The sequence below is a fragment of the Haloarcula sp. H-GB4 genome, assembly GCF_030848575.1.
In the GTDB taxonomy this organism is placed as follows: Archaea; Halobacteriota; Halobacteria; order Halobacteriales; family Haloarculaceae; genus Haloarcula.
Map to the genome: position 1 here is coordinate 328,339 of NZ_JAVDDX010000001.1, position 12,885 is coordinate 341,223.

10 protein-coding genes are annotated in these 12,885 nt (G+C 61.3%); 9 read left to right on the forward strand and 1 reads right to left on the reverse strand.

Annotated elements, in window-relative coordinates; genetic code table 11:
- Nucleotides 1-24: 24 nt before the first annotated feature.
- From RBH20_RS01755 to RBH20_RS01770, 4 genes are all read left to right on the forward strand, one after another.
- Nucleotides 25-255, forward strand: coding sequence for a hypothetical protein (locus tag RBH20_RS01755; protein ID WP_306704887.1), 231 nt, complete (start codon nucleotides 25-27; stop codon nucleotides 253-255).
- 156 nt (nucleotides 256-411) lie between these two features.
- Entirely contained in the window at nucleotides 412-3,663 is a 3,252-nt protein-coding gene (carB, locus tag RBH20_RS01760; RefSeq protein ID WP_306704890.1) for a carbamoyl-phosphate synthase large subunit, read from the forward strand.
- A 111-nt stretch (nucleotides 3,664-3,774) separates the two neighbouring features.
- On the forward strand, nucleotides 3,775-6,795 hold the full coding sequence (locus RBH20_RS01765; protein ID WP_306704892.1) for a PAS domain S-box protein: 3,021 nt from the start codon (nucleotides 3,775-3,777) through the stop codon (nucleotides 6,793-6,795).
- A gap of 224 nt (nucleotides 6,796-7,019) precedes the next feature.
- On the forward strand, nucleotides 7,020-7,646 hold the full coding sequence (locus RBH20_RS01770; protein WP_306704894.1) for a hypothetical protein: 627 nt from the start codon (nucleotides 7,020-7,022) through the stop codon (nucleotides 7,644-7,646).
- A gap of 219 nt (nucleotides 7,647-7,865) precedes the next feature.
- Here the strand turns inward: RBH20_RS01770 and carA are convergent, their stop codons facing one another.
- Complete coding sequence (gene carA, locus RBH20_RS01775; RefSeq protein WP_306704895.1) at nucleotides 7,866-8,912, reverse strand: glutamine-hydrolyzing carbamoyl-phosphate synthase small subunit; 1,047 nt, start codon at nucleotides 8,910-8,912, stop codon at nucleotides 7,866-7,868.
- A gap of 102 nt (nucleotides 8,913-9,014) precedes the next feature.
- On the opposite strand from carA, the gene RBH20_RS01780 reads away from it, so the two are divergent.
- The 5 genes from RBH20_RS01780 to RBH20_RS01800 all read left to right on the forward strand — a co-directional run bounded on the left by RBH20_RS01780 (nucleotide 9,015) and on the right by RBH20_RS01800 (nucleotide 12,885).
- On the forward strand, nucleotides 9,015-9,428 hold the full coding sequence (locus RBH20_RS01780; protein WP_004518577.1) for an Lrp/AsnC family transcriptional regulator: 414 nt from the start codon (nucleotides 9,015-9,017) through the stop codon (nucleotides 9,426-9,428).
- A 73-nt stretch (nucleotides 9,429-9,501) separates the two neighbouring features.
- Nucleotides 9,502-10,377, forward strand: coding sequence for a mechanosensitive ion channel family protein (locus RBH20_RS01785; RefSeq protein WP_306704901.1), 876 nt, complete (start codon nucleotides 9,502-9,504; stop codon nucleotides 10,375-10,377).
- Nucleotides 10,378-10,462: 85 nt separating this feature from the next.
- Nucleotides 10,463-11,563, forward strand: coding sequence for an AI-2E family transporter (locus tag RBH20_RS01790; RefSeq protein WP_306704903.1), 1,101 nt, complete (start codon nucleotides 10,463-10,465; stop codon nucleotides 11,561-11,563).
- Between the two features lie 133 nt (nucleotides 11,564-11,696).
- Nucleotides 11,697-12,647 carry a sensor histidine kinase gene (locus RBH20_RS01795; protein ID WP_306704905.1) on the forward strand — a complete coding sequence of 317 codons (951 nt, stop codon included), beginning with the start codon at nucleotides 11,697-11,699 and terminating at the stop codon, nucleotides 12,645-12,647.
- Complete coding sequence (locus RBH20_RS01800) at nucleotides 12,571-12,885, forward strand: sensor histidine kinase KdpD (protein ID WP_306704907.1); 315 nt, start codon at nucleotides 12,571-12,573, stop codon at nucleotides 12,883-12,885. Before RBH20_RS01795 ends, RBH20_RS01800 begins: the two co-directional genes overlap by 77 nt.

The window sequence follows — 12,885 nt, forward strand, 5'->3', positions numbered from 1 at the left end:
GTTGAAGCGGTGTTGTAACTGTGTATGGCTATACGTGAGGGAGAGTTCGAGCTCATTCTGTCAGTGCTCGAAGAAGCCGACGCTGACGGCACACTGACGGCACGCGAAATCTGTGACCTGCTCGAAGAACACGACGAGGCGTTCGGGAGCGCCCACCGTGTTGCGACAGTCCTTGGCCGTCGTGCCCAGTCCGGTGAGGTCGAGGTCATTCAGGGCCAGCCCTACCGGTATCGCGTTCCAGACCGCGACAACTGACTGTTCTCAGCGCCGCTACCGTCTGTCTGCTGTACCGAGACTCGTCTGTAAGATAGCCGACTATGTGACGGACATACATTACGATATTCGAAATTAGGCTTCGAGCTTCGCATTGTTTCGCCGGGCTTATTACGATGTGTAGACTCCGCTCGTACAATGACAGCGGACGAGGACCGTACAATCCTGCTCATCGGCAGTGGCCCGATCAAAATCGGACAGGCGGCCGAGTTCGATTACTCCGGCGCACAGGCGTGTCGCGCCCTTCAGGAAGAGGGTGCCCGCGTCGTGCTCGTGAACTCGAACCCGGCGACGATTATGACTGACCCGGAGATGGCGGACAAGGTGTATCTCGAACCCATCAACACCGAAGCCATCTCTGAAATCATCCGGAAGGAAAACCCTGACGGCGTCATCGCCGGCCTAGGCGGCCAGACCGGCCTGAACGTCACGGCTGAACTCGCCGAGGAGGGCGTCCTCGACGAGTACGACGTGGACGTGATGGGCACGCCACTGGACACCATCTACGCGACTGAGGACCGCGACCTGTTCAAACAGCGGATGGAGGACATCGGCGAACCGGTGCCGCGCTCGACGACTATCACGCTCGACGAGGGCGAGTCGGTCACCGACTTAGACGAGGAGTCGCTCGTGGACCGCGTCGAAGCGGCCGTCGACGAGGTCGGCGGGCTCCCCGTCATCGCACGCACGACGTACACGCTGGGCGGCTCCGGCTCCGGCGTCGTCGACGAGATGGACGAACTCATCGAACGCGTCCGCAAGGGCCTGCGCCTCTCGCGCAACAACGAGGTCCTCATCACCGAGTCCATCTCCGGCTGGGTCGAACTCGAATACGAGGTGATGCGCGACGCCGACGACTCCTGTATCATCATCTGCAACATGGAGAACATCGACCCGATGGGTATCCACACCGGGGAGTCGACCGTCGTCACTCCCTCGCAAGTCATTCCTGACGAGGGCCATCAGGAGATGCGCGACTCTGCGCTGAAGGTCATTCGCGACCTCGGCATTCAGGGCGGCTGTAACATCCAGTTCGCCTGGCACGACGACGGCACGCCCGGCGGCGAGTACCGCGTGGTTGAGGTCAACCCCCGCGTCTCCCGCTCCTCGGCGCTGGCCTCGAAGGCGACCGGCTACCCGATTGCCCGTGTCACCGCGAAGGTCGCGCTCGGCAAGCGCCTCCACGAAATCGACAACGAAATCACGGGCGAGACGACTGCTGCCTTCGAGCCGGCAATCGACTACGTCGTGACGAAAGTGCCGCGCTGGCCTATCGACAAATTCCGCGACACGGAATTCGAGCTCTCGACCGCGATGAAATCCACCGGCGAGGCGATGTCTATCGGCCGGACCTTCCCCGAGAGCCTGCTGAAGGCACTTCGCTCCTCGGAGTACAACCCGGCCGCTGACTTCAACGAGATCGACGACGCGGAACTCGAAACGGAGTACCTCGAAAAGCCGACGCCGGACCGCCCGTACGCGATGTTCGAGGCGTTCTGCCGCGGCTACACCGTCGAGGAAGTCGTCGAAATCACCGATATCAAGGAGTGGTACGTCGAGCGGTTCAAAGAGGTCGCTGACGCCGCCGACGCCGCCCGCGAGGGCGACTACGAGACTGCCGCACAGGCCGGCTTCACCGATCAGGAGATCACGGCGCTGGCCGGCGGCGAGTTCAACGACACGCACGTCTCCTGGCTCCCGGCCGATCTCGATGGAGACGGCGGCGACGAGCCGGAAGTCGAGGCAGCGACCGACGGTAGCGGTGTGCAGATCGAGGACGTCGAGACCGACACGACCGACCGCGACTTCAAGCTCGTCGACACCTGTGCCGGCGAGTTCGAGGCGACGACGCCGTACTACTACTCGACGCGGGACCCGCTGTCGGGTATCGACCGCGACGAGCTCCAGATCGACCCGGACCTCGAAAGCGTCGTCGTCGTCGGCGGCGGCCCCATCCGTATCGGGCAGGGCGTAGAGTTCGATTACTGTTCGGTCCACGCCGTCCGCGCGCTGGAGGAACTGGGCATCGACGCTCACGTCGTCAACAACAACCCCGAGACGGTGTCGACCGACTACGACACTTCTGACGGGCTATTCTTCGAACCAGTCACAGCAGAAGAGGTCGCCGATGTCATCGAAGCGACCGACGCCGACGGCGTGATGGTCCAGTTCGGCGGCCAGACTTCCGTCGACATCGGCCACCCGCTCGAACAGGAACTCGAACGCCGCGACCTCGACTGTGAGATCATGGGGACCTCCGTCGACGCGATGGACCTCGCTGAGGACCGCGACCGGTTCAACAAGCTGATGGCCGAACTCGGCATCTCACAGGCCGAAGGCGGCTCCGCGACCTCCAAAGAAGAGGCCCTTGACCTAGCCCACGATATCGGCTACCCCGTCCTTGTTCGCCCGAGCTACGTGCTCGGTGGCCGCGCGATGGACGTGGTGTACAACGACGAAGACCTCGAAACGTACATCGAGGAAGCAGTTCGCGTGAGCCCGGACAAGCCGATTCTGGTCGACGAGTTCCTCGCCGACGCCGTCGAACTGGATGTTGACGCCGTGGCCGACGAGAACGACGTCCTCATCGGCGGCGTGATGGAACACGTCGAGACAGCGGGCATCCACTCGGGCGACTCCTCCTGTATGATTCCGCCGCGGTCCCAGGAGATCAAGGACGTGATGCCGCGCATCCGCGAGGTCGTCGAGGACATCGCCGACGCGCTCGATACCGTCGGTCTGCTGAACGTCCAGCTCGCCGTTCGTGACGGCGAGGTGTTCGTCCTCGAAGCGAATCCACGCTCGTCCCGTACCGTTCCGTTCATCTCCAAGACGGCTGGCGTTCCAATCGCCAAAATCGCCGCCAAGGTGATGTCCGGCGCGACGCTCTCGGAACTCGACGTGCAGGAGCAGATTCCCGAGCAGGTCTCTGTCAAGGAGGTCGTCCTGCCGTTCGACCGCCTGCCGGGTTCGGATCCGCGTCTCGGCCCGGAGATGAAATCCACCGGCGAGGTCATGGGGACCGCCGGCTCTTTCGGCAAGGCCTACCAGAAGGCACAGATGGCCGTCGGCAAGGCAATCCCGCTTGAGGGAACGGCTATCGTCGACCTGCCCATCCTCGGATTCGAGGAGCATTTCGACGTACAGGACTTCGACGACTACGAAGACACCGACGCCATCATTGACGCCATCCAGAGCGGCGAGGTCGACCTCGTTCTCTCCCGCGACCGCGATGTGCTGGAAGCTTGCGTTGAGGAGACTGTGACGTACTTCTCGACCCACGAGAGCGCTGAGGCGGCACTGGAAGCGATCAACTCCGCTGATCAACCACTCGCTGTCCAGGCCATCGACGAACGGCCAAAGACCCAGCGCGAGTGGGGCGCTGAGTAACGCGGCCGGCCTACCCTCGGGGTCAGATCGCTCCACGCGGTGGCACTGATTCCTGTCATTCGAACAGATCGGCACAAATACTTATTCGTGGGACACGCCCACGTATCATTCATGGCCGATGCCGTACGAGTCCTACATGTTGAGGACGATCCCGAGTTCGCGTCGATGACGGCGGCGTTTCTCAGCCGTACCGACGACCGGATCGACGTGGTTTCGGCAACGTCGGCGAACGAGGGACTCACCCGGCTTAGTGAGGAACCGATCGACTGCGTCGTCTCGGATTTCGATATGCCCCGCCAGGACGGCATCGAGCTTCTGGAATCCGTCCGGGCCGTCGATGAAGATCTCCCGTTTATTCTCTTTACGGGGAAAGGCTCCGAGGAAGTGGCTAGCGAGGCAATTTCGGCCGGTGTGACTGACTACCTCCAGAAACAGCAAGGCACTGATCAGTACACGATTCTGGCCAACCGTATCACTAACGCGGTCGAGCAGTACCGATCACAGCGGGCACTGGACGCGAGCCGGGAGCGACTCTCGCTGTTTATCGATAAGTCACCGCTCGGCGTCATCGAGTGGGACGAGAGCTTTGAGGTGGTTCAGGTCAACGAGAAAGGTGAGGAGATCCTGCGGCGTGGAGAATCGGCGCTCGTCGGCAAGGGGTTTGAGACGCTCGTCCCGGACTCGGAGCTGGATGCAGTCGAAGAGACAATCACGGCTCTACAGGAAGGCAGCGGCGGCTACAACACGGTCCTCGACGTCGAGACCGGCGATGGTGAGCAGATCGTCTGTGAGTGGCACAACCGCATCATCCGAGAGACCGGGGAGACTGTTGCGATCTTCTCGCAGTTTCAGGAGATAACGGAGCGCCGGCAACGACAGCAGCGTATCGAGGCGCTGCACGACACGACGCGGGAGCTGATGCACGTCGAGTCACGCGAGGCTGTCGCCGAACTGGTCGTCGAAACCGCGCGTGATCTGCTTGGATTGCCACTCAGTGCAGTCTTTCTCGCCGACGAGTCCGCCGACGCTCTCAGGCCGACTGCAGTGACTGACGAGGCACAGGCGATTATCGACGACCATCCGACGTTTCGTGAGGGCGACAGTCTCGTCTGGGAGGTGTTCGACTCCGGTGAACAGCGTGTTTTCGACGATGTCTCCACTCACCCCAACCGCTACAACCCAGACACGGACATCAGTAGCGAACTCCTGATTCCACTGGGCGACCACGGTGTGCTGATCGCCGCATCGACCGATGTTGCCGCGTTCGAGGACGCATCGGTCTCACTGATGCGAACCCTCGCTGCCAACACCGAGGAAGCCCTTTCCAGACTTGACCGGCAGCAGGAGCTCAGAACGCTCACCGAGCGCCACGAACTCGCGCTTGACGGTGCCGAACTCGGCGTCTGGGACTGGAAGATCAAGACAGACGAAGTCACCTTCGACGAGCGCTGGGCGGATATGCTGGGCTACTCGCTTGACGAACTCGACCCGACGGTCGACACCTGGGACGAACTGATCCACCCCGAGGATCTCGAACGGACCTACGAAGCACTGAACGCCCACCTCGATGGTGAGACGGAAATATACGAATGTGACCACCGGCTCAAAACGGCGACTGGCGATTACCGATGGATTCGTGACATCGGCAAGGTGTTTGAGCGTGACGAGAACGGCGATCCGGTCCGTGCGGTGGGAATCCATCAGGACGTGACCGACCACAAAGAACGGAAACAGGAACTCGAAGACACGAGCCGCAAACTGCAGGTCATTCTCGACACAGCGCCGACGTACATCCTGATGAAAGATACCGACAGTCGCTTTCTCTTCATCAACAGTGCGGCCCGTGACCTCTACGGGATCGGCGCTGACGAGTCTGTTGTCGGGATGTCCGATTACGATATTCTTCCCGACCACATCGCAGAGCAGACCCACGCTGACGATCAACGGGCCCTCGAACAGCAAGAGACCGTTGAGGTCGAGACGGTAATTCCCGTCGACGGGACGGAGCGGACGCATCTGACGCGGAAGACGCCGATACTCGACGAGGACGGCGAGCCGTACGCTCTCTGTGTCGTTGCGACCGACATCACCGACCAGAAACGGCGCGAGCGGGAGCTGGCCCGCCTCACCGACGAGTACGAAGCGGTGTTCGAGAACACCAACGACGCCATCGCACTCGTCGACATCGAGGGGTCGGCAGACGATCCGACGTTCCGCTACGTCCGGACAAACGAGGCCTACGAACGACAGAGCGGATTCGACACCGAGTCACTGACCGGTCAGACCCCAGTCGAAGCTGCCGGCCCGGACAGCGGTCGTCGAATCGCCGACCACTACAAGCGGTGTGTCTCGGCCGGTGAAACCATCACGTTCGAAGAACGGGACCTCCACCCGACTGGTGTCTGGGAGACGCAGGTGACACCGATCTTCGCTGACGGAGAGATAGATAGACTCGTTGCTATCTCCCGGGATATCTCCGACCGCATCGAGTACCGAGAAGAACTGGAGCGGCAGAACGACCGACTCGAAGAGTTCGCCAGCATCGTTAGCCACGACCTCCGGAACCCGCTTAGCGTCCTCGAAGGCTCACTCGCCCTCGCCAGAGACACCGGCAATGACGAGCAGTTCGACCGTTGTTACCGTGCAATCGACCGCATGAAGGAACTCATCGAGGATCTGCTGACTCTCGCCCGTGAAGGGGACACGGTATCCGAAACGGAACCGCTTGACCTCGAATCGACTGTGCAGTCCTGCTGGCACGCCGTTGAGACGTCTGATGCCACCCTTGAGGTCCCTGCCGAGAGTACCATCTATGCCGACGAGAGTCGGGTTCGCCAACTCCTCGAAAACCTCATCAACAACGCCGTGACACACGGCGGCCCGGCCGTTACTGTCGAGATCGGCACTATCGGTGAGTCTGGCTTTTATGTCGCCGATGATGGCGGCGGCATCCCGGCTGAACAACACGAAACCGTATTTGAGAGTGGCTACACCACTACCGATGGTGGCACTGGCTTTGGTCTCGCTATCGTCAAGGAAATAGCGGCGGCACACGACTGGTCGGTGTCCGTTACTGAGAGCGATACCGGTGGCGCACGGTTCGAGTTCAGGGGCGTCAGACAGGAGTCCTAGAGCAGCCGGGTCCTAACGGCTGTCATCCAAGAGCCAGTTCCTCAAGTATTGCACATCTGAACTGCTGAGCATATATGGTGTCCATAGATAGTACCTAGTTATCTATTGATGATCATCTGTCTTATCCTGGGACAATAATGGCACGTTCGTAACACTCATTTCTGAGGCTATGACACTAGCGGTATGGACCGTGTTGCAATCGCTGTCGCCGCTCCGGGAAGCCGATGATAGAGGACATCACTAAGCGGGCGGAGACAGTCGCTGAGATGGCTCCCGGTGACTCGGTTACGACAGGAGTCCTCGCTGGATACAAGAGTCGCTTCTCCGAGTCACCACCGCTGAACAACCCACCGCTGACGTACCTCGACGGCGCGGAAGCTCCGGCGTATCTCCTGACCAACGGGAAGCGCGGCATCGGGCGCGGGACGAAACGAAAGACCGACTCACCGATCGGCGACCGGCGGACGGTCATTCTGGTTACTGGTCGCCGGACGCTCTGTCTCATCGGGAAAGACGAGGACGACGAAGTCATCGAGATCCCACACGAGGCAGTTGCCGATGTTACCACCAAGTCAGGGTTCCGTGCGCACCGCCTCGCGCTCAGAACCCCACGGAAAATGTACCACTGCTGGGTGCATCGCAAGACCGACAAGACGACTCTCAAAGCAGCTGCCGAGTTCATCGAGACCCACCAGCAGGATAGTCCGGACGCAATCGATGGCGACGACACCGCCAACCGAGTGATGTACCGCGGCCGCCCCGTCGCACCGCAGAACAACACGACCGAAACCGAAGACAGCGACCAGACCACATACTACCGCGGGCAACCAATCGACGACGACAGCGACTGACAGACGTGGCTCATGCGTGTGCAAACCGCATTATTGCTCGCGAGTCACTCCGTTCCCCGTCGTCGGGCGGCGATACCGCCCGACTGCCTGCGGGACCGAAGGTCCCGCTCCGCTCGCAATTCGAGGGCCGTTCCCTGTAGTCGCGTCCCTCGCTCTCCTCACGGCTCCTACCGTCGCCGTTCGGATATCTGGAGACCCCTCGCTCCGCTCGGGCTCTCTCTACTCCCCCGCCATCCCTAGCACATCATCAAAGAAGCCGAGCGAATCGTGCGGACCGGGGTTGGCCTCGGGGTGGTACTGGCGCGTGATGATGCTCAGATCATCGTTTTCCAGCCCTTCCGGCGTATCGTCGTTGACGTTGACCTGTGTCACGTCGAGCTTGTCGCCGGGATCGGCGACGGTGTAGCCGTGGTTCTGGGTCGTCATCACGACCTGATTGGAGCGCAGGTCACGGACCGGCTGGTTCACGCCGCGGTGGCCGAACTCCATCTTTTCGGTTTCGCCGCCGAGCGCGTTGGCGACGACCTGCTGGCCGAGACAGATGCCGGCGAGCGGCACGTCACCGACGTATGTCTCGACGAGTTCGCCGGCCTGTTCGAAATTCTCCGGGTCGCCGGGGCCGTTCGAGATGAACAGCAGGTCCGGGTCGACGGCCGCCACGTCGTCCTCGCTGGCGTCGTAGGGGAACACGTGGACCTCGGCGTCGCGTTCGACGAGCGACTCGGTGATAGAACCCTTCGCACCGCAGTCGACCAGCGCGACCGTCGCACCGTCGCCGCCCTCGTTGTGGACCTCCACGTCGTCGACGGAGACCTGCGCGCCGATGTCGGTGTGGTCGGACATATGCTTGCACTCGTGGAGTTCGTCGAGCGCGTCCTGCTCGGTCATGTCCGGCCCGGCGGCGATCCCGCATTTCATCGCCCCCTCGTCGCGGATTTCAGTGACGATATCGCGCGTGTCGAGATGGTCGACGGCCGGGACGTCCTCGGATTCTAGCCACTCGGCCACGTCGTCGGTCATCTCGCGGGCGACCGCCGCGCGCGGGTGGACGCGGTCCGACTCGAAGCGCTCCTCTCGGACGCCGTAGTTCCCGATAAGTGGATAGGAGAACGTCAGGACCTGTTCCTCGTAGGAAGGGTCTGTGAGACTCTCCTCGTAACCGGTGTACGCCGTTGTAAAGACCAGTTCGCCGCGGGCCGTCCCGGGAGCGCGAGCACGCGCCTCGATGACACGGTCGCCTTCGATTGCCACGTATGCGTCAGCCATTACGAGATGCGTATACTATAGTGGGGCATAAGGGTTGCTTTCGAAGACGAATTTCGAATTTCGTAATCCTCAAGTCACGACCGGTGATACTGTCACATCTCGATGGACGACCTCGACAGAGAGATACTCTCGATACTCCGCCGGGACGCTCGGACCCCGTACACCGAAATCGCAGACCGAGTCGGAACGTCGGAAGGGACCGTGCGAAACCGCGTCGAGCGTCTGGTCGATGACGGCGTTATCGAACGGTTCACTGTCGCGACGCGGACCGGCAACGTGAAAGCGATGATCGAGGTCAGCGTCGACGTGAACGTCGACACGGCTGAAGTGTCGGACCGCATCGCCGACTGGCAGGAGGTCGATTTCGTGTGGCAAGTCTCCGGCGAGGAGGACATCGTCGTTGTCGTTGACGCCGCTGACACCGACGCAGTTAACGGACTCATCACGCAAGCCCGTGAGTTGGAGGAGGTTGTGGGTACGAAGACGAGGCTGATTTTAAACGAGCGTGTCGGGTGACGCAGGGCAGAGCCGTAGTCACCACCAGCCCGGGACACCTTGATTTCATATCCGTTGGGCTACGAGAGACGATATGCAGTTCCCGGCGGGTCTGGATATCGACATCATCTCGACGTACGGACAGCTCGCGAGCGACGGGGCGCAGTTTCTCGCCGTGGCGGCGCTGCTCTACGCTATCGGCCGGCTCATCGTTGTGCCAGCGGTCCGGTGGGCGCTGTCACGGACGGCGACGAATAAGACGGTCGCGAGTGCACTCACCAGTGCCGTCCACTTGCTGTCGGTGGTCTTTGCGGTGGTCATCGGGGCTAGCGTTGCGGGCTTCCGGGGCGCGCTCGCGGGGTCGACGCTGCTGGCCGCAGGCATCACACTGGCGGTGGGGCTGGCGGCACAGGACGTGCTCGGGAACTTTGTTGCCGGCGCGTTCATCGTGACCGACCCGGATCTGAACGTCGGTGACGTCATCGCCTGGAACGGGATGCAGGGCACAGTCGTCGACATCGACCTGCGCGTGACGCGGATTCGGACGCCGGACAACGAGCGTATAATCGTCCCGAACACAGAACTGGCAACGAGTGCGGTGACGAACCAGACATCAACAGGCCCAGTGGGTATCTCTTACCGGTTCGGTGTCAGCTACGACGACGATATCGAGACGGTACAGGCAATCATCACGAACGCCGCCCGCGATCTCGATCACGTCTCGGAGAAGCCGGCACCAACAGCCAGAGTCAGCGACCTCGCGTCGACGGCGGTCATCCTGACAGGCCGGATCTGGATTCCCAACGAACGGCGGAATCGACTCGCGTCGGTCAGGGCTGCGTTCATCCAGCAGGTGCAGGAGGACTGCCGCGCGGAGGGTATCGACCTCAGCGACACGAGCCAGCACGAACTCTCCGGCGACATCGGCGTCCACGACGGCGTCAGACCCACACGCGAGCGAACCGAGTAGCTATTTGCGACAGTGTCAGACCCCGTGTTGTCTGCGGAATTCCCAGCGCCCGTACGTTTATACTTGTTCACAAGATGGTATGTATATGGACGAGAAGCGCTTCGTCGTCGCCCTCTTTGGTCTCGCTGTCGCGGTGGTGGTTGGCGTACTCGCATATCAGTTTATCGCGGCGTTGACCGTCTCCGTGTTCCTTTACTACTCGACGCGACGGTATTACAGCTCATTGCGCAGGCTCCGTCTTCCGGCGCGGGTACGTGCCGTCGTCGTCATGGCGTCGCTGGCGATCCCCCTCCTGTTGCTCGTCAGCTATGCCGCCGTCCTCCTCATCGTCGAAGCCCGACAGTTCGTCACCCAGTACGCGCTCGTCGACGTGGCCGCAGCACACATCAGCTGGCTGGACGGCGCGGAGTCAGTGCCAGACCTCACCGTCGAGGGACTGTACAGCGCCTACCAGTCGGGACAGCTCTCGCCATTCGTCGACTTCCTCAGCGAGAACGCGATGGTGCTTACGTCGGTCGCCTCCCAGTTCTTCCTCAATCTGTTCATCACGACCATCGTCACGTACTACCTTCTAGTGGACGGGCAGCGCATTCGCGAGTGGCTGCTCCGATTCGATGACGGGGCCATCATCCGCGAGTACCTCGAAGCCGTCGACGAGGAACTGGAAGCGGTGCTGTTCGGCAATCTTCTGAATGTGCTCGCAATTTCGCTCATCGCCATCGCCGCATTCACCGGCTATAACGTCGTAGCGCCGGCAGCTGTCGAGGTCCCGTATCCGACGCTTGCCGGCGCGCTGACTGGTATTGCGAGCTTGATCCCTGTCGTCGGGATGAAAATAATCTACCTCCCACTGACTGGTATCACTGCGCTCCCGGTGGTGCTTGACGGGCAGTCTTCGCTGCTTGCGTACGTGCTTGGATTCCTTCTCATCGCGGTGGTCGTCGTCGACACAATTCCGGACCTGCTGCTCCGGCCACTTCTCAGCGGTGAGAGCACGCATGTCGGGCTCCTCATGCTCGCGTACACGCTCGGACCAGTCGTACTGGGATTCTACGGGCTCTTCTTTGCACCGATACTACTCGTCGTCGGTATGACGTTCGCGAACACGGCACTCCCCCGTCTGCTCGGCGCGAGCGAACCAGACGGTATCCACCCCGATCAGTTACGACTGGAAGACTTCAGCTAGCCGCCGTAATCGGGCCGGGAAGTCGAACGCGAATGGGGGTTTACGAGTGAACCGTTCTTGATGGCTGTGTTGGGCGTGTACTTTTACCACACAAAAAGAGTATTTATATTCAGGTCGAAATAAGGGGGTAAAAATGGAGTCAAACTCCGACTCCCTTCCCTATCAGGCGCCTCCAGAGGACCAGATCGGGGAGCTACATATAGCGATGCGGCGACTGATGGCCGCCGGAGACCAGTCTACGGTCGCGACAGTCGCGGTCGAGACTGCAACAGCGATTCTCGATTTTCCCTTCAGTGTCTTCTGGGCGGCCACCGACAGCGAACTCAAAGCTGTAACCATCTCTGAGCCACTCCGGGAGCACGTCGAGGTCCGTGCTGACCCGGGCCAGGTGATGCGACACGAGCGCGGGAGTTGGTTGTGGGAACAGTACGAATCCGACGAGACACAGCGAGTTCTCGTTTCGGAAGAGAAAGCCGCAGCGGATGTACCGCTGCACGGGGGTATCACCGTCCCGCTCGCAGAGTACGGACTCCTGACGGCCGGGACGGACGAGCGAGCCGAACCGACCGAACGGGAGGCACAGTTGGCTGATATCCTCGGGAAAAACGCACTCTCGACTCTCGAACGGATCGAACGCGAGCGGGAGCTGAAACGGCAGCGAGACAACCTCGACCTGTTGAATCAGATCGTCCGTCACGACCTCACGAACCACCTTCAGACCATCAGTGGCCGGGCAGAGTTGCTCCGGGACCAGTGCAGTGGCAACGCCTTGGAACACGTCGATGGAATCCAGGAGAGTAGCCGGTCAGCTGCGGAACTGCTTGAGACAGCTGGAAACCTTGCGACGGTAATGCGACAGACGGACTGGGAGACTGAGCCGGTCGCGCTTGAGTCAGTCCTGTCCTCAGTGACTGAGGATATCACAGCGACGTACACCGACGCGCAGGTCACCGTCCCGGATGAGTTCCCGTCGGGTACGGGTGCAAGCCGACGAACTCCTGTCCTCCGTGTTTCGGAACGTCCTCACCAACGCCATCCAGCACAACGATTCGGCACCGCCGTCGGTCGCCGTCGACGTAACTGACGACGGTGACGCAGTCAGCGTCACTGTCAGCGACAACGGTCCGGGAATCCCGGACGAGCAGAAACGGACGGTGTTCGAGCGCGGGGAGAAGCGACCGGACAGTGAGGGGACCGGCGTCGGCCTCTATCTTGTCCGAACGCTGGTCGATGCGTACGGCGGCGACGTGTGGGTCGAAGATAACGAGCCGCGGGGGGCCGTTGTCGGACTCACGCTGCCGAAAGCGGCGGATGACATCTGA